Here is a 21586-nt window from a genome sequence, read left to right as displayed (position 1 = left end):
AGCAGACCCGGGAGGCCCTCAAGCAGGGGCAGGGGTCACCGCCAGCCGCGGGGCCTTGACTCGACAGTGAGTCGGGGGCGCATCACCGATGCTCGCACTGGCTCGCAGAGGCCCGTGTGGCTCCGGGATTACATCAGGCCGAGGCCCGCGGCCGCTTCCAGGTATAGACCGCGGTGACGGCATAATTCCAAACCGCGCCGACCAGAATCCCCGCCAGGGCCGAGAAAAACCACCCAGAATGCCCTCCCTGGAAGAGATAATTCGCAATCCCAACATTCGCCAGAGCGCCAATGCTGCATGCCAGCACGAAGGAAAACCAACCCCAGAGCAACTGTCGCCCACGCAAGCGCATATCCCGGTAGGTCAGCAGGTTGTTCAGGAAGAAGTTACTCGTCATCGCGACGAGAGTGGCCACGGTCTGTCCCAGCAGGAAGGCATCGGTCCCCATGATCCGCAGGATGGGCCAAAGGACGGCGAGATGAACGAACACCCCAAAGCCACCGATGACCGAGAAGGCGATGAAACGCACCGGAATGACGGGGCCGACGATTTTTTGCGCCAGCATCAGCAGGTATTCCCAAACCACGGCATGGTCAAGTTTGCTCCGCCCCACCGCGCGCGGACGAAAGCGGTAAGGCAACTCACGAAACCGCAATGGCTGCTCGGCGGCCGAGAAGAGATCCAGCAGAATCTTGAAGCCAACCCCGCTCATGCGCCGCACGCAGGCCTGGACCACCACGGCCCGCACCATGAAAAAGCCGCTCATCGGATCCTTCAGATCGGCACGCAGGAGGACCTGGCCGAGACGCGTCGCCAACCGACTCATGGACTGGCGCTGTGCCGCCCACTCCCCAACCCCGCCCCCTTCGACATAACGACTGCCAACGACGAGATCGAGTTGCTCGCGCTCGAGCACCGCGAGCATGTGCGGCAGGAGTGTCTCATCGTGCTGCAGATCGCCGTCCATCACCGCTAGGATCGGCGCGGTGCTGGCCATCATCCCCTCGATACACGCCGAGGACAGACCGCGGCGACCGATCCGGTGGAGTAACCGCACCCGCGGGTCGCGTTGCGCGATGGCGCGGACCCGATCGGCGGTCCCGTCGGGCGAATCGTCATCGACGAAGATCAGTTCCCAAGCGATCCCCTGGAGGACCGTGGCGACACGATCGACCACCGCATCAATCGAGTCACGCTCTTGGTAAGTGGGGACGATCACCGCCAAACGCGGTGCCGGGCAAGGGAGAGAATCCATCATGGCATCCGCGGGACGTCACTCGACACATCGAAGCTGGGCGTGATCAGAGGTTGGCCAGATCACGCGGCACGCATGCCGACCGACCCGCTCTCTGGGCTTTTCGGTTAAACTGCCGGGCCATTGTGGCGGCGACCGGCATCACCCCGCGCCGGTTTCGGAACGCCCGGGCGCCGTAGTCTAGTGCGCACCGCGCTGACACTCAATCGCATTCCTGATCGCAGCGGGCAGTCGGCATGGCATGGCATGGCATGGCATGGCAATCGGGCCACGCCTCCGCAGCGTGGTCATCGCACGACTCGCACCGGGCTGCTCCTATCGGACCACGTCGGATCACGCGCGCACAGACTCATGTCCATCCCCAACCTCATCCCAGCGAACGGTCGCCTGCACACTCGACTTGCGTCGGATGACAGTGGGCGTCTGCTGCTCATCTTGATCACGGCGATGGTCCTGTGGCGGGTCGTCATCGCCGCGCTACTTCCCATCACGCAGGACGAGGCCTATTACGCCGACTGGGCGCGCAGCTTGGCCTGGGGCTATTTCGACCATCCCCCTGGCGTGGCCCTGCTCAGCATTGGGACTTGGCTGGCCCCAGGATCAGCCCTCGCCGCCCGCTTAGGCACGCTGGTCGCCGGTTTACTCACCTTGATCGTGATGGCGCGCTTTTTCCACCATTGTGGCCTCACCAGGCCATCCGATCTGGCGCTCGCACTCATTCTGCTCTATGCCACCCTGCCCGGATTCACCGGCGGTGTCATCACCACGCCAGACACCGGACTTGCACTCGCTTGGGCACTCGCGCTGCATGAGAGTGAACGAGCCTTGGCTGGTCAACGCCGTCGCTGGCTGAGCGCTGGACTCGCCGTGGGGTTTGGCTTGCTCGGGAAATACACCATGGTGCTGATCGCCCCGGTGCTGCTCTGGGCCCTCTGGCGCAGCGATCGACGCGCACTCAGAACCCCCTGGCCCTATCTGGGCGCGCTGGTCGCCCTGCTGGTCTTCGCGCCTAACATCATCTGGAACCTCCAGCACGACTGGCTGACCATGCGCTTTCAACTCGGCCATGGTTTCGCGACGGACTTCGGCGTCCCGGTGAGCGCGGACCCGGCGAGCGCGCCGCGCAGCGACGCGCGCACGCTCACCTCTCGGCTCGGCGCCGTCATCGGGTATCTCGGCACCCAGATCGCACTTTGGGGTTTGATCGCACTACCCCTTCTCGTCGTGCTCGGCGAGCGCATCGGCGCGCCATGGCGGATCAGGGCCACCCGCGGACCAGCACCGGGACTGAGGCTGGCATCGGAGCAGCGAACCGTGACCGCGACCCTCATCCCGCAGCCGCACGCCCGCCCGCTACTTTGGGCGGCCACCTTAGTGCCGCTCGGCTTCTTTGCCCTGGTCGCGACGATTGGCGAAGTCGAGGCCAACTGGCCGGCCGTCTACCTGCTCACGGCCGCGGCGCTCCTGACTGGACCTCTGCGCGAGCGCCGCCGCTGGGTCGTGCTCGCCGCCCTGGGCAACCTGCTCCTGCTGACCCTCTATGCCGTCCATGCCGCGACCGCGGCACTCCCGCTGAGCGATCACCAGAACCGCGTGCTGCGCGAGACTCATGGATTTCGCGAACTCGCCCTGCTGGCGCGTGATCTCGACGCTCCCGTCCATGCCGACCGCTATCAGACGACCGCGATGTTGCGTTTTTATGCGCCCGATCTCGACACAACGCAGTGGCCCGGGCTCACACGCCCATCGGAATATCTGCGAGGCCGGATCGCGCCCCGCATTGATCCTCGAGAAGACGCAACACCCTTTTGGCTGGTCACCGTCGCGGGGAATCCACCAACCATCACTGGATTCTCCAGCGAAACCAGCCGCACGCTCTTCGATTGCGCGGGCGCCCCACTCAGCGAGGGACCCGTCGCGCCTTGCGCCCGCCCGCTGCATGTCTGGCATCTGCACCGCTACCGCCCCAAACGGGGCGTGGACACCGCAGACGGCGCCACGCCTCGCCACACGATTGTGCAGGCACCGTCAGCGCGCTGATCACACCGACGCCCCGGCATCACCGCGCCCGGTAACCCGCTCGGCACCCGGCGCGCGCGTGACCGCGACCGACGAGCACCCCCCGTCAATCTGGCTCGAACGCGAGACTGATCCGCGGCCCCGAAACAAGCGAGCGATAGACTGGAGAACGCTTGGCAATCTCAAGAAGACGCGCACGCTGTTCGCGGCTCAGGGCACCGTGGAGGTTCAAGCCGATGCGGATCTGATCGAGGGCGCTGTCGTCGCGTTCGCAGTGCTCGCAATCCCGGGCATGCGTGCGCGTGTGACTGAGTCGGACCTCGATGTCATCGACGGCGAATCCCTGACGCGTGGCCTCCTGACGCAAGGTCATCGAGATGCAGGCACCAAGCGCCATCAACAGGAGTTCGTAGGGGTTGGGTCCCTGATCCGTCCCGCCCAGAGCCCTGGGCTCATCGGCCAACCATTGGTGGCGTTCCGTGTAGAGCCCGCGTAGGAATTGGCTCTCCAACTCGGTGACGAGGACCTCCCCGGGCACCACCTTCGGCGCCGTGCCGGTACTCTGCTCGAACTCATGACGGGCAAGATCCAGGTAGCGGCTCGCCCAGGCAACGAGGGTCTCGGCGACATATTCGGCGTCCTCGCGATTGGTGAGCAGATGATCGGCCTTGTCGAGCGAGATGAAGCTCTTGGGATGGCGCGCGGCACGATAGATCTTCGCCGCCTCCTCGATCGAGACAACGGTGTCGAGTGGCGAATGAAACACCAGCAGGGCCCGATTGAGGTGCCGGATGTGATCGGCCGAGGCGTATTGGTCCAAGTCTTCGAGCAGTTGCTTGCGGATGCGAAAGCGGCGCAGACCAATCTGCACCTCGGCTTCCCCGACCTCCTGCAACTGGCCGCGCGCCCCACTGAAGAGGTGTTGCACATGCGCCGCGGTCGCTGGAGCGGCGATGGTCACCACCGCCTCGACTGACGGCAACTGATGCACGGCGGCCAGGACGGCGGCGCCGCCGAGGCTATGACCAATCAGCAGGGCCGGCGCGGCGTAATCCTGTTCCAGTTTGCGCGCGGCCGCCAGCAGGTCGGCGACATTCGAGGAGAAGTTGGTGTTGGCGAAATCACCGTCGCTGTTGCCAAGGCCGGTGAAGTCGAACCGCAACACGGCGATGCCACGGGCCGCCAAGGCGCGGCTGATCCGGGTTGCCGCGGCAATGTCCTTACTGCAGGTGAAACAGTGCGCGAAGAGGGCGTAACGCGCCGTCGCCACCCGCTCAGGCGGCGTCTCTAGCAGCCCGACCAGGGTCTGCCCCTCGGCATTCGGAAATGCGAGTCTGATGCGTGCCATACCGGTCCTCAGAGTCGATCGCTTCGATGATTTCCACAGGATGCTGGACGCGGGCGCAGCCGGAGTCAATCCGGTCGTCATCTGGGATACGACCGCGCCCTCGGACGGATGGCGCAGCCGCGTCACGGCGCCCGACTCGACCGACCCTGGTGTGATTGTGCTAGCCTTGTCTTCTCATCATCAACCAGTAGCGGGCGCTCGCGCTGGCTAGGACGCGCTCAAGCGGTTGTTTCGATTCTGAGCGCGTCGCCGCGCGAGACCGGGGATCGCGGTGAACAGAGCCCCGCCGCGCCCATGGCCGGCCGCCCCACAAGAGGTCGATCAGTGGGGCTGGTGATCCTGGCGCCAGGCCAGCCGATCCTGCATCGGGGCGCGAACCCTATGCACCAAAGGCTTCAACCGACAGAGATAACGAACGGGGGGTGTGAACCATGAGCTTCAGCTGGGGATGGGTGTTACTCGGCTTGATCATCGTGTTGGTGATCTTTGCCGTCCTGATCTACAACCGACTGATCGCCGGTCGCAATCGCTATCAGAACGCCTTCGCGCAGATCGACGTGCAACTCACGCGCCGCTACGATCTCATCCCGAACCTGGTGAAGGTCGCCGAGCGCTATATGACCCACGAGCGCGAAACCCTCGAGGCGGTCATCCAAGCGCGCAATCAGGCAGTGAGCAGCCTCAAGCAGGTCTCGGCCGATCCCGGGGATGCCGCGGCCGTGCAGATGCTCGCTCAGGCTGAGCAAGGCGTCGCGGGTGCGCTCGGACGGCTGTTCGCGCTCTCCGAGGCCTACCCGGATCTCAAGGCCAACCAGAACATGATGCAACTGTCCGAGGAACTGGTGAGCACGGAGAACCGGGTTGCCTTCGCACGCCAGGCCTTCAACGATGCCGTCATGGGGTATAACAACCTGCGCGAGGTCTTCCCGAACAATCTGATCGCGCAACGATTCGGTTTCACACGGGCACAGTTGTTGGAGATCGAGGCGCCCGAGAAACGTGAAGCCGTCCAAGTTTCGTTCTAACCCGACCCGGCTCGTCATCATCACCCCGCGCCAGCGCGGGGTGAGGCACGCAGCAACCAGTCGCGGACGATCGTATCGATGAATTTCTTCGAGCGCCAAGATCAGGCCCGACGGCGCACACGACTCCTCGTCGTGCTGTTCGCGCTGGCCGTCATCAGTATCATCCTGACCATCAACCTCGCCGCGCTGGCCGTCCTCGGCCTGGGCACCGATCCGCAAGGGCGACTCGTCTCGCCAGACGTGCTGCGCGAGCACGGCTGGATGTTGGTCTGGATCTCGTTCCTCACCGCGGGCGCGATCGCGTTGGCGAGTCTCTTTCGCATTCTGACCCTGCGGGGTGGTGGCGGTCAGGTCGCGCAGGGACTGGGTGGGGTCTTGGTGCCACCCGATACCACGGACCCACAACTGCTCCGCCTGCGCAACGTGGTCGAGGAGATGTCGATTGCCGCCGGGGTGCCCGTCCCCCAGATCTATGTGCTTGAGCAAGAGGCCGGCATCAATGCCTTCGCGGCGGGTTATTCGCCTGCCGATGCGGCGGTCGCGGTCACCCGTGGCACGCTCGAGACTCTGAGTCGCGCCGAGTTGCAGGGGGTCATCGCCCACGAGTTCTCGCATATCCTCAACGGCGACATGCGTCTGAATGTTCGCTTAATCGGCATTCTGTTCGGGATCCTGGCGCTGGCGATGCTGGGCCGGCTGTTGCTGGCGGCGCGGCGCGCGCGCGCTAGTCGCGAGACCGCCGTCGTCGTGGCCGTCGGCCTCGCCCTGGTCATCACCGGCTACATCGGTCTGTTCTTCGGGCGCCTGATCCGCGCCTCGGTCTCGCGGCAACGTGAATTTCTCGCCGACGCCTCGGCAGTGCAATTCACCCGTGACCCGGCGGGCATCGCCGGCGCATTGAAGAAGATCGGTGCCTTACAGGCCGGTTCGACTTTACAGAGCGACAGCGAGGAGGTGGGGCACATGCTCTTCGCCGCGGGGCTCTCCAACCGGCTGCTCGCCACCCATCCGCCCTTACTGGACCGCATTCGGGCCATCGAACCTAACTTTGACCCGTCCGAACTCAAAACCTTACGCTCCAGTCTCGCGCACCCGGGCGCGCGTGCCGCGACCCCGTCTTCGGCGGGCGCAGCGGCCATCGCGAGCAGCGCCGGCTTCACGGCGTCCAGCCAGCCGGGGGTGGAACCCGAATCGAGCCGTGATGCCAGCCAGTTGATCGACCGGATCGGACGCCCCGACACGAGTCAGATCGAGGCCGCCGCGCGGCTCACCCGTGCCCTCCCGGAACCCTTGGCACGCGCCGCCCGTTCCACCGAGTGGGTCGTGCCATTGGTCTGTTATCTCCTGATTGACGCCGAACCCGAGATCCGCGACAACCAACTGCTGATGATTGCGAGCACGCTCGGCGCGGAGAGCGAACGCCACGTGGGCACGCTGTTGAGCACGGTTCCAAGCCTCGCGGCGGATCTGCGTATTCCGCTGCTGGAGATTGCCTTCCCCAGTCTGCGGCGGCGCCCGGAGTCCGAACTCGAACAATTGATGACCCTAGTCGATCAACTGATCCATGCGGACGGCCGCGTCGAAGTCTTCGAGTATGTCCTGGCGCGGCTCCTGAGCCTGCAGATCCAGGACGCCATGGCACCGAGCCGCGTCAGCCATGCGGGGGGGACGCGCCTGCGCCAAGAGCCGGCTGCTATCCATGATGTCTTGCTGATCCTGGCCATCCACGGCAACCGCGAGCCAACGGCCGCGCGCGCCGCCTTTGCGGCTGGCCTCGCGGCGCTCAACATGCGGCCGCAAACGCACGAGCCGATTCGGGCGGTGGATTGGCCCGATCGTCTCGATCGGGCCCTTGCGCGGCTGGACCGCCTGCGCATGGACGAGAAGGAGCAACTGCTGCGCGCACTCTTGGCCTGCGCGCAATATGCCGGTGTGAATCCGACCGAGCTCGAACTCCTGCGCGCCATCTCCGCTGCCCTGCATGTCCCGATGCCCGTCCTGAGCTGATGGTGAGACCACGCATTCGCCGCGCGCCGCGCGCCGGGAGCCTCGCGTCGGCCCGGACACCTGCCGAGCTCTTGTCGAAACTCTATCTCCAGCGGGGCCTGGCGGAAACCGAAGCCGCCGCGCCTGGCCTGGCGTCATTGCATCCGGCTTCCAGCCTACTGGGCATCGATCAGGCGGTCGCACTCCTGACCGACCACCTGCGCCGTGGCAGCCATCTCTTGGTCGTCGCCGATTACGACGCCGACGGAGCCACGGGCGGTGCGACCGCGGTCCGCGGCTTGCGCGCCTTGGGCGCCCGCCGGGTCTCCTATCTGGTACCGAGCCGATTTGCCTTCGGCTATGGGCTGAGTCCCGCGGTGGTGGATGCCGCGACGCACCATCAACCGGATCTCCTCATCACGGTCGACAATGGCATCGCCAGTCTGAGCGGGGTCGCGCACGCGCGGAGCCTCGGCATCCCGGTGTTGGTCACGGACCATCACCTGCCCGGGCCACGGCTCCCCGCCGCGGCCGCTATCCTCAATCCGAATCAGCCAGACTGCGCCTTCCCCAGCAAACACCTTGCTGGTGTTGGGGTAATTTTCTATCTCCTGATGGCAACGCGGGCCGCGCTGCGTGCCGAGGGTTGGTTCGGTGCCATGCGCCCGGAGCCCAATTTGGCTGACCTGTTGGATCTGGTTGCCCTCGGCACGGTCGCCGACGTGGTCACGCTGGATCGCAACAATCGTATCCTGGTCGAGCAAGGTCTGAGACGCATTCGTGCCGGCCGTTGCAGTGCTGGAGTGTTGGCCCTGCTGCGGATCGCGGGACGGGATCCGCGCCGCGCCACGGCGAACGACCTGGCCTTCCATGTCGGCCCGCGGTTGAACGCGGCCGGACGCATTCAGGACATGTCGGTGGGGGTCGAGTGTCTCCTCGCGGAGGATCCCGAGCACGCCATGACCCTTGCGCGCAGCCTCGATACCATGAATCGCACCCGCCGCGAAATCGAGGTGGCCATGCGTGATCAGGCCGAGGCACACCTTGACGCGCTCGCGCTCGACGGGACGCACCTTCCATGCGGTCTGTGTCTCTTTGGAGCGGATTGGCATCAAGGGGTCTCCGGGATCCTCGCGGCTCGCATTCGTGAGCGCCATCACCGTCCCGTAGTCGTATTCGCCCCTGGTGGTGATGGCATGCTGCGTGGCTCCGCCCGCTCCATCCCCGGGGTCCACATGCGCGACCTGATCGCCCGCGTGGACCACCAGCATCCCGGCCTGATCGAGCGGTTCGGCGGACACGCCATGGCCGCTGGCCTGAGTCTGCGTGCGGTCGCGCTCCCAGCGTTCGAGTCCGCCTTCGACGCCGCCGTGCGCGAGCTCCTCGGCGATCACCCGCCCACACCGGAGATCTGCTCCGACGGCGCCCTGCCCGCGCACCTGATGACCCTGGAGACGGCCGAGGCCGTGCGGGTTGCGGGGCCCTGGGGCAAGGATTTCGCCGAGCCCCGCTTCGATGGCACCTTCGAGGTTCTCGAAGCCCGCGTGGTCGGCGAACGCCATCTCAAGCTGCGACTCGCCGCCCCCATCGATCAAGGTGAGACCGCGGCGCCGAACCCAGGCCCCATCGACGCGATCGGCTTCCATCTGGGCGACCAGCACAGCGAAGCTGTCGGTGCCGTTCACCTGGCCTATCGGCTCGATGTGAACACCTATCGCGGCGCCCACTCCGCTCAGTTCATCCTGGAACATCTCGAGCCGACGCCCACCTAGCATCATGGGCACAAGGGGCACCCAGCACGCACCGCTGCCACAGCCCGACCGGCACGGCGACGACCGCGACTTGAGTCGCGAATCAGCGCTGCGGTGCCGGCCCGCGTCCTGGGTATACTAGTCGGAGCTCGACGATGGGCGATGACAGCGTCCAGGGACGCAGGCACCGAGGACCGGAGCGTGCGCGACCCGATCGAACCCCTCCAATATCCACCTGATACCCCGATCATGACGGACCTGAACGACGACGACCTTGACGCCCCCGACCTCTACGACGCCGACCAGGACGAGGAACGCGGACCGAGCAAAAGCCAGCGCAAGCGCGAGAAGCATGCGCTGCAAGCACTCGCCGAGCGCTTAGCGGGGATGCCGCGGGTCGAACTCGAACAACTCGGACTCAGTGCCGCGACCTGGAGCGCACTCGATGAAACCTCCCGCATCAAGGACGTCCGTGCCCGTGGCCGCCATTGGAAACGGATCGCGAATCTCCTAGAACGCGAAGACATGAGCGCCGTGCACGCGCTGATGGAGGACTCCGATGCCCGCGCACGCGCCGCCGCGGATCAACTCCACACCCTTGAGCGTTGGCGGGAACGCTTGATCGCGGATGAGGAGGGTGCCCTCAGCGACTTCATCACGGCGTGCCCCGAGGTGGATCGCCAACAATTGCGCACGCTGATCCGTGCCGCCCAGCGCGATCAGAACCGTGGGCGAGCCGATGCGCCCCGCAAGCTCTTCAGGTTTCTGCGCGACGCCCTTCAGGGTGCATCCGACGATTCCCTTGAAGCATCCGCGACGCCACCTGCGTCCGCGTCCTAACCATCCGCACACGCCTTGGCGGCGCGGCCTGTTATCCTCGCGCACGAGGCTCCAACACACCATCGCCGATCGCCTTTGGTGTATTGCTCTGTTGGCCTGAACGAGCCGGAAACCACCATCCATGCCAAACGCAACCGACCTGCCGCCTTCACCCTCGCAGCCATCCGCTCCAATGGTGTCTCGCACAGGGCCCGGCGAAGAGCGCCCGCCCCTGTCGGTGATCATTCCTCTCTATCAGGAGATCGACAGCATCGATCCCCTGCTCGCCCGGGTGCATGAGGCGCTCGCCGGCTACGGCGGCCCGTGGGAGTTGATCCTCGTCGATGACGGGAGTCGCGATGGGACCGGTGCGCGGTTGCAGGCCAGCGCGCTGCAGTATGGTCGCCATGTGCGCGTGCTGATCCTGCGACGAAACTTTGGACAGACGGCCGCCATGCAGGCCGGCTTCGATGTGGCGCGTGGAACGCTGATCGCCACCCTCGATGGCGATCTGCAGAACGACCCCGCCGACATCCCCCGCATGGTTGATGAACTGCTGGAACGCGATCTGGATCTGTTACAAGGCTGGCGACGCCGGCGCCAAGACGCCGTGGTCATGCGGAAACTCCCCTCCAGGATCGCCAACGCATTGATTGGAAAAGTTACTGGCTTAGCGCTTCACGATTACGGCTGCAGTCTCAAGATCTATCGCGCGGAGGTCATCAAGGAAGTCACCTTACTGGGCGAAATGCACCGCTTCATCCCCGTGTGGGTCGCGAGCGTGACCGCCCCGCACCGCATCGGCGAGACAGAGGTCACGCATCAGGCACGCCGTTTCGGGACCTCCAAGTATGGGATCTCGCGAACCTTTCGGGTCATGATCGATCTGCTCGCGGCCTTTTTCTTCCTGCGGTTCGGTGCGCGGCCCGGTCATTTCTTCGGCAGCATCGGACTCATTTTCGGCACCATCGGAGCGCTCATGATGGCAGACCTGCTGTGGGCCAAGTTCGTCCTGTCGCAGCACATCGGCGCCCGCCCCATGCTCGTCATCTCCATCCTCTTCCTGGTCGCGGCAATTCAATTCCTCACCACTGGAGTCCTGGCGGAGATGTTGACACGAATCTTCTATGCCTCGGGCGCGCGCACCCATCATCGCGTTCGCTGGGAGTCGGACCCAACGACAGCCGTTTGGAAACAACCGAGATGACCCCGCCAACCTCAGCCGAGCCTCAACCCGGACAACGCTTCAGCCGCCTGTTCACATCCCCCTGGCTGCTGGCGGCGGTCGTGCTCTTGAGTTTCTTTTGGCAACTCGGCGCAAGCCCGCTGTATGACCTCGACGAGGGCGCCTTCACCGAGGCGACCCGCGAGATGCTGGCCAGCGGCAATTACATCACGCCACACAAGGATGGGGAGCCACGCTACGACAAACCGATTCTCATCTACTGGCTCCAGGCCGCCTCGACTCAGCTCCTCGGGTTCAATGAATTCGCACTACGACTCCCCTCCGCGGTGGCCGCGACCCTGTGGGTGATGGCCGTCTGGGGCTTCGTGCGTGCACGATTGGATGCTGACACCGCGGTCGTCGCCGGTCTGGTGATGGCCCTGAGTCTGCAAGTGTCCTTGATCGGCAAGGCCGCCGTGGCCGACGCCCTACTCAACCTCTTTATCGCACTGACCTTTTTCGAGATCTATCGGTATTTTCTGGAGAGCGAACCCACGCGCGCTCGGCGCTTGGTCCGACGTGCCTTTCTCTGGATGGCGCTCGGCTTTCTCACCAAGGGGCCGGTCGCGATGCTGTTTCCGGTCCTGGTCAGCCTGCTGTTTTTCTGGTCGCAGGGCGCCTGGCAACGCTGGTTGAGGGCCGCATTCGCACCCAGCGGCTGGCTGCTCTGGCTCGCGATTACCCTGCCCTGGTATCTGGCGGTCTATCTCGACGATGGCGCGGGCTTCTTTCGCAGCTTCTTTCTCGAACACAATGTTGGCCGTTTCGGCGAGGCCATGCATGGCCATGCCGGATTTCCGGGATATTACGTCGTGATGCTGCCGCTCATCCTGCTCCCCTTCACCGGCTGGTTCCTGCGGCTTCTTCCCGATCTGCGCGCCGCCTGGTCCGACCCACTCGAACGCTTTCTTTGGATCTGGTTCCTCAGCGTCTTCGTGTTCTTCTCCTTCTCGGGCACCAAACTGCCGCATTACCTGCTCTACGGTGCCACACCGCTCTTTATCCTGATGGCCAAGCATCGTCAGCGTTTGACTCAAACCTGGCTGGCCTTCGCCCCACCCCTGCTCTTTCTGGCGCTTCTCCTGACGCTGCCGTTGCTCGTCGACCTCGCCGAGTCCTCGGCCCGCAAGGCGCACGAGCTCGCCATGTTCCAGGATGCCCAGTCGCAACTCGGCGCTGGTTATCTCGTTACCGTCTTCATTGGTCTGGCGGCGACGCTGGCCCTTGCGCTCTGGTCGCGACCCGCACTCTGGCAGCGGCTGGTGCTGGCGGGTGTGCTGCAGACCCTTATCGTCTATGGTGTCTTGGTTCCGCGCGTCCTCGAGGTGATGCAAGCACCGGTCAAGGAGGCAGGTCTGCTTGCCAAACGGCTCGATTTGCCAACCGTGGTTTATCGCACCTCGATGCCCAGTTTCAGCGTGTATCGCGACGCCATCACCCCTCAACGTGCGCCCGTGCCGGGTGAGTTGGTGTTCGTGCGGGTGGATAAACTGAAGGATCTGGCGGCGGCATTCCCCGAACTCCAACAGGATGTCGTTTACCGACGCGGCCCGGTCGCGCTGGTCATGACCAGTGATGAACAACGCCCTGATCCCTGATGCCTGATGCCAAGCGGTTGGCTGGCACTGACTCACCATCCCCACGCGCCCACTGTGCAAGATGATGCCGGTGGGGGACGCGCGGTCGTCTGATCCAAGGAACCCAGCGGGAGAATGATAGATGTCGGGAGACTGGCTTGAATTCTGGCGACGCGATCTCGGTCAGACCCTGATCCGTCATGCCGAAACCAACCGCACCAGTTCCGTGAGTGGGGTGGCTTGGCTCTTGCCTGGGGCCCTCGTCGCACTCACCGTGGGAGTCCTGCTCTATGGCGCTTACGGGTACGAGGCAGGGTTTACGCGGATCAACCAAGCGGCGGCGGTCGCCCCGGACTGGTTGTGGCAATGGTTGACCGTATTGGGCGATGAGCGCGTGGCCTTCGCCTTGGCATTGCTCTTCGCCTGGCGCTATCCGCGGCTCCTCTGGGCTCTGTTGATCGGGGCCGTGATCGCCGCGCTGATCAGTCGCGGCCTAAAGATCTGGGTCGATTCAGCCCGTCCGCCAGCCGTGCTCGCCGCCGACAGCTTCAACCTCATCGGTGCGAGTCGCAGCCGCACCAGCTTTCCGTCCGGGCATACCACAACCGCCGCGGTCTTCTTCGGGGCCTTGTTGTCGATCGCGGGCACCTGGAAGACGCGCCTGATCCTGGTCCTGCTCGCCATCGTGGTGGGCATCAGTCGCGTCGCGGTCGGCGTACACTGGCCCATCGACGTGGCCGCTGGTTTGGCCATCGGCGCCGTGGCGGCTTGGGTCGGACTAAGATTGGCGGCCCATTGGCCCGGGCCAGCGACGAATCGCGGGGTACACCTCTTCATCGTCGTGGTCGGCGTGATCCTAACCCTCACGCTCTTTTTTTCGGATGGAGGCTATCCGGCCGCGGCCGGGCTCCAAATGCTAATTGCCGTTGGCGTGCTCCTGATCCTGATCGCTCAGTACCTGATCGGCCCCTGGCAGCGTTATCGACAGGCGCTGTATTAGAGACCGGAACACGGACCCGCGGGTGGATGGCGGCGCACATACAGTCGCCAAACCGTCATGGGCGCCCGACTCCTGTCTGCCGAACCGAGCCGACATGGGCCCGGTTCACCCCGCTGGGCAGCCGATCATAGGGACATCAGCACCCGCCTGGCCCGGACTCCTCGCTCAGAATTCGCCGGTTGCCCCCGCTGCGATAATGTCGAGCATCTGCCCGTTCACCGTCAGGGCGAGTGCTTGTAACTCCGGCGGCAGATCGTAGGCGCTGATCAACATGTCAAGATTCAACATCTGCAGCCAAATCCGGCCGTCCTCATCTTCAACCAAGGCAATACTGCAGGGCATGTAGGCGGCGAAGATGGTGTTGAAACGCGCCATCTTCACGGCGTCTTCTGGATTGCAGAATTGGAAGATCTCGAGCCGCATGGTCTCGAGCCCGCGGGACCCAACCTCCTGGCCCACGTTCAAGTGCGCCACCAGGCGCATGTTGAGCTCGACCGCCTTCGATAACATGGCCTGTCCGGCATCGTCCGCCGTCACGCCAGGCGCCAAACCGAGCTTGAGCACGGAATGCTCGACATCGGACATCCTCACCTCTGGTAACTCTTGTTCGGCAACCAGCGGGGCACTCACGACCAGGGCAAGCACGGCGACAAGCATTAGCTGTTTCATTCTTCGATCCTCAAGCCATTATAATCAGTTGTTATTCGACTCCTCGTGTGCGATGCCAACCCTCAGTCCTTGTCGTCAAGCGTCGTCAGAAATCCCACGATATCGAGAATCTGCTGGTCGCTGTAGGCCGCGAACGTCTCGTCTTCTGGATCATTGGCATGCACGCGCTGACCCGCCTTGAATTTCTCGATCTGCCGGAACAGGTACCCATCATACTGACCGGACAGCCGCGGACTCTCCCGACGTGGATTCCCCTCGGCTTCGCGACCATGACAGGTGCGACAATCGCTGCGGTAGAGCGAGGAGCCGTTGTCGACATCCGCGCCTTCGGGCGTGGGCACAATCAGCGGATGAACCTCGTCGAGATCAATCGCCGCAATGTAGGCGGCGAGGCTCGCAAGATCGGAATCGGACAGACCGCGCATCCCACCAACCACCACCATCGCGGCATGCTCACGGTTGCCATCACGGTAGTCGACTAAGGATTTCAGCAGATAGTAGTCGTGCTGGCCGGCCAGGCGTGGATACTTACCGCCGAGAATACCCTGAGAAAACTGACCATGACACAGCGCGCACTGGCGGTGCAGACGCTGGCCAAGTTCGAGATCGATCTCGAGTTCCGGCTCATTCGCTGTCGCCACGGCAAGGGAGGGGAGTGCCGCCAGGAAGCCCACTGCGGCAACGGAAAGAGCCAGTGTACGCACCATCGAAGATCTCATGCTCCAAACTCCGGGTAGTGATGATCGTTATCGTGAACCGCTACGATAGGAGATCCGTTGCGGGTGTGCAACCCATTCACGTATCTGGGTTTTTCTCGATTCAACGGGGCTGTGATGCGTACTCTTCGGCACCTTCGCACCCCGATGTTCGGTTCATCCGTGAGACTCAGGCACCGCCAGGGTCGCGCTGGACGGGACTGGCTCGGGCGCGGGCACCTCCGGGGCACCGAGCCGATGGTGCAGAACCTCCTCCGCCGCGCGCCGCCCAGAGTGCAGCGCCCACTGGATCGAGGGCGCGGACTCATACTCCCCACAGGTCCATAACCAATCACTGCGACGCAGTCGGCTCGTCCCGGGGTAACGCACCGGCGGGGTTTGGACCGGCAAGGCACGTGGAATCCGATAGACGGCCAAGCGTCGCCAGGAACGCACGCCATCACCGAACCACTGCGTCAGTTCACGGCGCACCTCGGTTTCGAGCAGATCGGGATGCTCATCGGCGCCATGAACATTGACCGTGACCAAACTCGTGCCAGCGGGTGCATAGTGCTCGGAGAGATTGCTTGGACACAAGAGGCTGTTGATGCGTCCATGGCCCTCGCCATTGACCATGAGATACGGCCCGGCAAAGGGCGCGGTCTCAGCCCTGAAATACAAGGCGGTCGTCCCGCGTCCGGAGACGGCGAGACTGTTCGGCCGACCCAGTAAACGTGCCGTTTCGCTGCCCTCGGTCGCAATCATCACATAGCGCGCGCGCAGCCGCTCGCCGTGTTCAAGCATGACCTGCTGGTCCAGGATCCGCTCCACGCGGGCATTGAGACGGATGCGATCGGCCGGGATCGTCCGTGCCAACTGCGCTGGTATCTCGCCCATGCCATGCGCGGGTAACGCGGTGTCCCCAAGGGCGAAGGCCCGGAACACGAACGCCAAGGCCCGGGAGGACACATTCAGCTCAGGCTCGAAGAAGACGCCACTGAAGAACGGCTTAAAAAACCGCTCGATCATGCGCGGGGAAAACCCGAGATCACGCAACCAGATCGCCGCCTCCGACTCGGACTGCGCGTAGAGATCCTGGAGGTCGCCCCGGAGACAACGCCGGCGTAGCGACAAGAGCCTCAGCTTATCGCCCAGACTCCCGACCGGGGAGACCAACATTTCCGGAAGGCGCAGGGGGCGACGCCAAATGTCACTGACCCGATGCGTTCGCCCCTCGGCTCGCACCAGCGCTCCAGGATAGAAGGGGCGCAGATCCAGGGCGTCAGTATCCAAGGCCCGGCGCGCCTCGGGATACCAGGTCTGGAGTACTTGAAAGCCACGGTCCAGCAGAAACCCCTCTTGCGCGTCGGTTCGGACCCGTCCACCGATGGCATCGGATGCCTCTAGGACCAACGGGTTGAGCCCTTGCTCACAGAGTGAGCGGGCACAAGCCAATCCACTGAGGCCAGCACCGACGACAATCACCTCTTCACTCATGCCGATCCCTCCTCTAGGGGACGCACCCCAGGCCACTGCGTGGCGCGCTGAATGCCATCACACTCCCAACCACTCTCGCCTTGACCACCTTGACACGCCCTACCGAGGTCCTGCCGGGTCGTCGCGGCACGCCACACCGTCATCACGGACCCTCCGCGCAGAAACAGCACCATGGCAGCGTCCGCCTGCCGGGCCGGTCACGGCTCGCCGCCAGCGGGTGCATCAGGCGAGTGCATCAGGCGAGTGACCGACGCAGCGCGTCGGCACCCCGGCGGATGGCGGTCAGTCGCTCCGCGTCCAGACGCGCCAGATTGCGCCACTGTAACGCCGTGCGCGGGTGCGAGGCGAAGCGCCCAGCATGGCGCGCGAGAAAATCCCAATAGAGCGTCGTGAAGGGGCAAGCCCGGTCGCCGAGCGATGCTTTAGGATCATAGCGACACTGATGACAATAGTTGCTCATCCGCGCGATGTATTGACCGGTCGCCACATAGGGCTTCGAGGCCAGACGCCCGTGATCGGCGTACTGACTCATGCCAATCACGTTCGGTGCCTCGACCCATTCCACCGCGTCAACGAACATCGCTAAATACCAAGCCTGCAGCGCGCGCGGCGCCACTCCGAGCAGCAGGGCGAACAGCCCCGTCACCATCAATCGTTGAATATGATGACCATACCCCAGCTCCAGCACCTGACCGATCGATGCACCCAGACAAGCGTAGTCGGTTTGGCCAGTCCAGTAAAAGTCCGGCAGCGGTTGGTGAGCGTCGAGGGCGTTCGACTCCAGATAGGCGGGACCTTCGAGCCAATAGACGCCGCGCACATACTCACGCCAGCCCAGGATCTGCCGCACCAGGCCTTCGACCGAGGCGAGCGGGGCCTGCTGGGTCTCGAAGGCGGTGACCGCCGCCGCGATGACTTGGCGGGGATCGAGTAATTTCAGATTCAAGGCCGCCGAGAGGCGTGCATGGTAAAGATAGGGCTCATGGCTCCACATGGCGTCTTGCCAGGGACCAAAGGCCGCGAGGCGGTGGCGGATGAAGTCATCAAGCGCGGCATTGGCCTGATCGGCATTCAGGGGCCAATCGAAGTGTGCCAGGCGGCCCGGCGCGGTCGGAAAGATCCGCTCGATATGCCGCATCAGGTCACGCGTCCCCTGGTCCGGCGTGAAACCGAGTGGGCGTGGCACCAGGCCGGGGCCCTTGCGACCGAACGCCTTGCGGTTCTCCGCATCAAGATTCCAGCGCCCGCCGACCGGCTCCATTCCAGTCGGGCCCGCGGTCATGAGAATGGCATGATGCTGACGCTGATGACGATAGAAATGTTCCAGACGCAGGACCTTGCGCCCGCTTGCCCAGTCGCTGAAGGACTCACGCGAGCAGAGAAAGTGGTGATCGGGGCGGCACTCGAGCGGGATATTGGCCGCCGCGGCGACGGCCTGCAGAGCGGCGCTGACCCGATGCTCGCCCGGCTCGGTCAGGATCAGTCGCCGCGGCCGGAATAACGCGATCGCCGCCTCCAGACCAGCACCGAGCGACGGATCACCCTGGACCTCCAGCGACCGGTAATGGACACGCCATCCCGCGTCCTCCAGTGCGGCCCGAAATTGCCGCATTGCCGCGAGGAACAAGAGGATGCGTGCCCGATGCACCGGAACCAACATCGACTCTTCGAGTGCTTCGCACATCCAGACCCAATCGAGAGCCGGATCAAAATCCTGAAAGGCCGACGACTGGCGATCGAGTTGATCGCCGAGCACCAAAACGAGGTGACGACAGCTCATGACCATCGGATCGGTGATCCCTGCCGGTCCCTCACCCTGATGTTGAGGAGAGGCCGGCGGGTGGGGGTGCGCGCAGGACGCAAGCGCTTGACGGGTTGAGAGCCCGCGAGCACGAATCGATGCACACCTGCGTGGCGCTCACTCATGGCAAGTAGGCGAGCTGCCGCTCGAACAGCATCCAGACCCGCGCGATCTCGTCCGCCTCCTCTGCCCGTTTATCCGGCCGGTGTTGTTTGACACGAGCGAAGCGCAGGGCCAACCCCGCGGGATATTGCGGACTGCGCTGGATCTCGTTGAAGGCCACCTCGACCACCAGTTCGGGGCGCACCGTGACAAGCCCGCCCGCTTCGCTCACGCGCAGAGCGGATAGCCGCGCGGTCTGCCAAACCAGCATCTCGTCGGTCAGACCCTTGAAGGTCTTGCCCAACATCACGAAACCGCCACTGGGGTCGCGCGCGCCGAGATGCAGATTGCTCAACCAGCCGCTGCGCCGGCCGCTGCCCCACTCAGCCGCCAGTACCACGAGATCCAGGGTCTCCGACTGCTTGATCTTCAGCCAGTGGCGACATCTCACACCCGCTTCGTAGGGCGCCGACGGATCCTTCACCATCACGCCCTCGTGACCGGCCGCGAGCGTGCGCGCGAGGAAGTCATGCGCCTGTTCGGCATCCGCGGGGACGATTCGCGGCACCTGAAAACGCTCCGGGACCACCTCCTCGAGCCGCGCGAACCGCTCGCTTGCCGGGGCATCGATCAGGAGCTCGCCATCGCATTGCATACAGTCGAAAAAGAAGGGCGTCATCGAGAGTTCGGCACGCAGGCTTTCGACGTCGACACGACGGCCGAACCGCCGCATGCTCGTTTGAAACGGATAGGGGCGCCCGTCGGCGCGCATCGCCAGAACCTCGCCGTCCAGCACCAGGTCATGGACGCCCAGACCCGCAACCAATTCCGGAACCTCCGGCACCGCTGCGGTGACGTCATGGCCTTGACGGCTGAAGACCCGCACATCGCGCCCCAGTTTGTGGACCTGCACGCGCGCGCCATCGAGCTTGACCTCGAGGTGCGGATGCGCGAATGCGGACAGTGCATGATCGAGACTGTCGGCGGGGTGCGCCAACATGGGGCGAATCGGACGAAAGAGCTCGAGTCCGATCGCACGCAATCCTGGCTCCCCGCGCTCGAAGGCCACCCGGGTCACGCGCTCCGTCTCGCCACACAGCATCAAGGCGCGCCGTACCAGTGTCGGGCTCAGGGCGGCGGCCTGGGCCACGGCCTCCATCACCACCCCGATGACCGCGCCTTGGCGTAATTCACCGACGAGGAGACGCGCGAGGAAACGCTGCTCATCGCGCGTGGCTTGCCCGAACAGTTGTTCCAGGAGCAGACGTCGCTGCTGCTGGGAACCAGCCCCGCCTAGCGCCCGCAACCGCTCGAAGAAGCCGTCAACCTCACCAATCGTCAAACGGGCTTGCGGACTCGGCGTCACGCCGTTGAGGCCGTTGAGCAAGGCCCGCCCGACACCAAGCGCACCCTGTCGGATCTCGCCCGACATGAAGCTCGCGGCTGACGCGGCCTCGTCGCTGGTCAAACGCCCCAAGAGGGCTGCGATCAAGGTGATCTTATCGTTTCGCGATGAACGGCTCGCGACGGCGGCGGCGGTTTGGACCAGGATCTCGAAGCGGGTGAAACTGATGGCGCGTGGCGGGTCGGTGTGCTCAGACATGATGTCCTCGAGACCGTTGCAACAGGATCGATGTGATCGGCGGATTGAGCGCACGGCATGAGGCGCATCCCTCGATAGGGATCCTGTTCGCACCAAACCTGCCGACGCCTAACGCCAGCCTGAACCTGGGCCAGCGCGAACGGAGTGCCGCCGTGGCCGGCCGCGCCGAGCGTCAAGCCGCCTTTGCTCGCACCGCCGCGCGCATCACCCGACCGCCAGTATCCTGATCCTCGTCAATGATATTGCTCGGTCGTGTACTGACCCGGGACATGGCGTCGATGGCGCACCAGCCCCCGATTCTCAAGGATCACCTTCACATCCTTGATCATTGCCGAATTGCCACACAACATCACGTGGCTCGTCTCCGCAGTGATCCGCTGACCAAGGCGTGCTTCCAGTCGCCCGTCCGTCAAGAGGTCACTAATCCGGCCCGGCAGTGCCCCCGGCCGTTCCTCGCGGGTCACCGCCGGGACGAACGCAAAACGATCGCCATAGCGCGCTCCGATCGCCGCGATGGTTTCGTCATAGGCCAGGTCCGCGCCGTGACGCACCCCATGGACCAAGACGACACGCTCGAACCGTTCCCATGGGTCTGGCGATCGCAGGATGGACAGATAGACCCCGAGGGCGGTCCCAGTCGCAAGCAGCCACAGGGTCGGTGCCGGCGCCACTGTCTCCAGCGTGAAAATTCCCCCGGGCTTGGCGGAAAGCCAGACGGTGTCGCCCAGATTCAGATCCGAGAGGCGCGGCGTCAGGGGCCCCTCTGGCACTTCGTTGAAGTAGATTTCGATCGGGCGCTCCTGGGGCGCATTCACCAACGAATAGGGTCGCCCAACCCGATCACCCTCGATGTCGAGCGCAACCTTGATGTATTGCCCGGCCTTGAAGTCGGCGACAGGTCCGTCGAACTGCATACTGTAGAGACCCTCGGTCCAGGCATGCTTGCCAACCACCGTCGCCTTCACCCAATCATTCATAGCCACTCCTGCCCTTCTTGATCATGGATCCCCGCGCGCAACCGTCAGCTGTTGCCAGGTCGCTCCGAGCGCGTTCGCGATAGCAGAGAACATCGTTGGTGTGGGGCGTCGGTTTTCCAATTCCCGCCACCATGTCGTGCACATCAATTCTGATGGCGCCGGTGCAATCCGCCCCCCTGTGACGCAGTCATGCAGGGAACGGTCAGTGACGGACATCGATGACCGCCGGGGCTTGCG

The 21586-nt window shown here is 64.3% G+C and carries 16 protein-coding genes; 8 read left to right on the top strand and 8 right to left on the bottom strand.

Annotated elements, in window-relative coordinates; translation table 11 throughout:
• Positions 1–133: 133 nt before the first annotated feature.
• Positions 134–1258: a glycosyltransferase family 2 protein gene (locus tag CKO25_RS02690; RefSeq protein WP_200386393.1), complete on the bottom strand. Its 1125-nt coding sequence runs from the start codon at positions 1256–1258 to the stop codon at positions 134–136.
• 444 nt (positions 1259–1702) lie between these two features.
• On the opposite strand from CKO25_RS02690, the gene CKO25_RS02685 reads away from it, so the two are divergent.
• A complete protein-coding gene (locus tag CKO25_RS02685; RefSeq protein ID WP_371829694.1) occupies positions 1703–3295 on the top strand; it encodes a glycosyltransferase family 39 protein in 1593 nt (530 codons plus the stop codon).
• 85 nt (positions 3296–3380) lie between these two features.
• Here the strand turns inward: CKO25_RS02685 and CKO25_RS02680 are convergent, their stop codons facing one another.
• On the bottom strand, positions 3381–4622 hold the full coding sequence (locus tag CKO25_RS02680) for a bifunctional alpha/beta hydrolase/OsmC family protein (RefSeq protein WP_200386391.1): 1242 nt from the start codon (positions 4620–4622) through the stop codon (positions 3381–3383).
• A 431-nt stretch (positions 4623–5053) separates the two neighbouring features.
• Here CKO25_RS02680 and CKO25_RS02675 point away from each other — a divergent pair, with 431 nt between their 5' ends.
• The 7 genes from CKO25_RS02675 to CKO25_RS02645 all read left to right on the top strand — a co-directional run bounded on the left by CKO25_RS02675 (position 5054) and on the right by CKO25_RS02645 (position 14005).
• A complete protein-coding gene (locus CKO25_RS02675; protein WP_200386390.1) occupies positions 5054–5647 on the top strand; it encodes a LemA family protein in 594 nt (197 codons plus the stop codon).
• A gap of 78 nt (positions 5648–5725) precedes the next feature.
• A complete protein-coding gene (locus CKO25_RS02670) occupies positions 5726–7654 on the top strand; it encodes a M48 family metallopeptidase (protein ID WP_200386389.1) in 1929 nt (642 codons plus the stop codon).
• Positions 7654–9405, top strand: coding sequence for a single-stranded-DNA-specific exonuclease RecJ (gene recJ, locus CKO25_RS02665; protein WP_200386388.1), 1752 nt, complete (start codon positions 7654–7656; stop codon positions 9403–9405). Before CKO25_RS02670 ends, recJ begins: the two co-directional genes overlap by 1 nt.
• A 228-nt stretch (positions 9406–9633) precedes the next feature.
• Positions 9634–10224: a ribosome biogenesis factor YjgA gene (gene yjgA, locus CKO25_RS02660; RefSeq protein WP_200386387.1), complete on the top strand. Its 591-nt coding sequence runs from the start codon at positions 9634–9636 to the stop codon at positions 10222–10224.
• 172 nt (positions 10225–10396) lie between these two features.
• Positions 10397–11410, top strand: a complete 1014-nt coding sequence (locus CKO25_RS02655) for a glycosyltransferase family 2 protein (RefSeq protein WP_200386629.1) — start codon at positions 10397–10399, stop codon at positions 11408–11410.
• Entirely contained in the window at positions 11407–13026 is a 1620-nt protein-coding gene (locus CKO25_RS02650) for an ArnT family glycosyltransferase (RefSeq protein ID WP_200386386.1), read from the top strand. The genes CKO25_RS02655 and CKO25_RS02650 overlap by 4 nt, the downstream gene beginning before the upstream one ends.
• Before the next feature lie 121 nt (positions 13027–13147).
• Complete coding sequence (locus tag CKO25_RS02645) at positions 13148–14005, top strand: phosphatase PAP2 family protein (RefSeq protein WP_200386385.1); 858 nt, start codon at positions 13148–13150, stop codon at positions 14003–14005.
• Between the two features lie 165 nt (positions 14006–14170).
• Here the strand turns inward: CKO25_RS02645 and CKO25_RS02640 are convergent, their stop codons facing one another.
• The 6 genes from CKO25_RS02640 to CKO25_RS02615 form a co-directional block, all read right to left on the bottom strand.
• Positions 14171–14674, bottom strand: a complete 504-nt coding sequence (locus tag CKO25_RS02640; protein ID WP_200386384.1) for a DUF302 domain-containing protein — start codon at positions 14672–14674, stop codon at positions 14171–14173.
• Positions 14675–14736: 62 nt separating this feature from the next.
• Positions 14737–15393 (bottom strand): c-type cytochrome, encoded by a 657-nt coding sequence (locus tag CKO25_RS02635; protein WP_200386383.1) that lies wholly within the window; start codon positions 15391–15393, stop codon positions 14737–14739.
• 153 nt (positions 15394–15546) lie between these two features.
• Positions 15547–16866: a protoporphyrinogen/coproporphyrinogen oxidase gene (locus tag CKO25_RS02630; RefSeq protein ID WP_200386382.1), complete on the bottom strand. Its 1320-nt coding sequence runs from the start codon at positions 16864–16866 to the stop codon at positions 15547–15549.
• A 235-nt stretch (positions 16867–17101) separates the two neighbouring features.
• A complete protein-coding gene (locus tag CKO25_RS02625; protein WP_200386381.1) occupies positions 17102–18652 on the bottom strand; it encodes a cryptochrome/photolyase family protein in 1551 nt (516 codons plus the stop codon).
• A 136-nt stretch (positions 18653–18788) separates the two neighbouring features.
• Positions 18789–20372 carry an ATP-dependent DNA ligase gene (locus CKO25_RS02620; protein ID WP_200386380.1) on the bottom strand — a complete coding sequence of 528 codons (1584 nt, stop codon included), beginning with the start codon at positions 20370–20372 and terminating at the stop codon, positions 18789–18791.
• A 233-nt stretch (positions 20373–20605) separates the two neighbouring features.
• The gene (locus CKO25_RS02615) at positions 20606–21349 is read right to left on the bottom strand and encodes a ferredoxin--NADP reductase (protein WP_200386379.1); all 744 of its coding nucleotides are present in this window, start codon (positions 21347–21349) and stop codon (positions 20606–20608) included.
• Positions 21350–21586 lie beyond the last annotated feature (237 nt).

This window comes from Thiocapsa imhoffii (assembly GCF_016583985.1).
In the GTDB taxonomy this organism is placed as follows: domain Bacteria; phylum Pseudomonadota; class Gammaproteobacteria; order Chromatiales; family Chromatiaceae; genus Thiocapsa; species Thiocapsa imhoffii.
The sequence above is the reverse complement of the archived record's forward strand: the minus strand, read 5'-3'. Positions and strand labels throughout refer to the sequence as shown.

Coding starts and splice junctions, on each gene's coding strand:
- CKO25_RS02690 (WP_200386393.1), bottom strand. CDS start 1,258: ATGATGGATTCTCTCCCTTGCCCGGCACCGCGTTTGGCGGTGATCGTC.
- CKO25_RS02685 (WP_371829694.1), top strand. CDS start 1,703: ATGGTCCTGTGGCGGGTCGTCATCGCCGCGCTACTTCCCATCACGCAG.
- CKO25_RS02680 (WP_200386391.1), bottom strand. CDS start 4,622: ATGGCACGCATCAGACTCGCATTTCCGAATGCCGAGGGGCAGACCCTG.
- CKO25_RS02675 (WP_200386390.1), top strand. CDS start 5,054: ATGAGCTTCAGCTGGGGATGGGTGTTACTCGGCTTGATCATCGTGTTG.
- CKO25_RS02670 (WP_200386389.1), top strand. CDS start 5,726: ATGAATTTCTTCGAGCGCCAAGATCAGGCCCGACGGCGCACACGACTC.
- recJ (WP_200386388.1), top strand. CDS start 7,654: ATGGTGAGACCACGCATTCGCCGCGCGCCGCGCGCCGGGAGCCTCGCG.
- yjgA (WP_200386387.1), top strand. CDS start 9,634: ATGACGGACCTGAACGACGACGACCTTGACGCCCCCGACCTCTACGAC.
- CKO25_RS02655 (WP_200386629.1), top strand. CDS start 10,397: ATGGTGTCTCGCACAGGGCCCGGCGAAGAGCGCCCGCCCCTGTCGGTG.
- CKO25_RS02650 (WP_200386386.1), top strand. CDS start 11,407: ATGACCCCGCCAACCTCAGCCGAGCCTCAACCCGGACAACGCTTCAGC.
- CKO25_RS02645 (WP_200386385.1), top strand. CDS start 13,148: ATGTCGGGAGACTGGCTTGAATTCTGGCGACGCGATCTCGGTCAGACC.
- CKO25_RS02640 (WP_200386384.1), bottom strand. CDS start 14,674: ATGAAACAGCTAATGCTTGTCGCCGTGCTTGCCCTGGTCGTGAGTGCC.
- CKO25_RS02635 (WP_200386383.1), bottom strand. CDS start 15,393: ATGAGATCTTCGATGGTGCGTACACTGGCTCTTTCCGTTGCCGCAGTG.
- CKO25_RS02630 (WP_200386382.1), bottom strand. CDS start 16,866: ATGAGTGAAGAGGTGATTGTCGTCGGTGCTGGCCTCAGTGGATTGGCT.
- CKO25_RS02625 (WP_200386381.1), bottom strand. CDS start 18,652: ATGGTCATGAGCTGTCGTCACCTCGTTTTGGTGCTCGGCGATCAACTC.
- CKO25_RS02620 (WP_200386380.1), bottom strand. CDS start 20,372: ATGTCTGAGCACACCGACCCGCCACGCGCCATCAGTTTCACCCGCTTC.
- CKO25_RS02615 (WP_200386379.1), bottom strand. CDS start 21,349: ATGAATGATTGGGTGAAGGCGACGGTGGTTGGCAAGCATGCCTGGACC.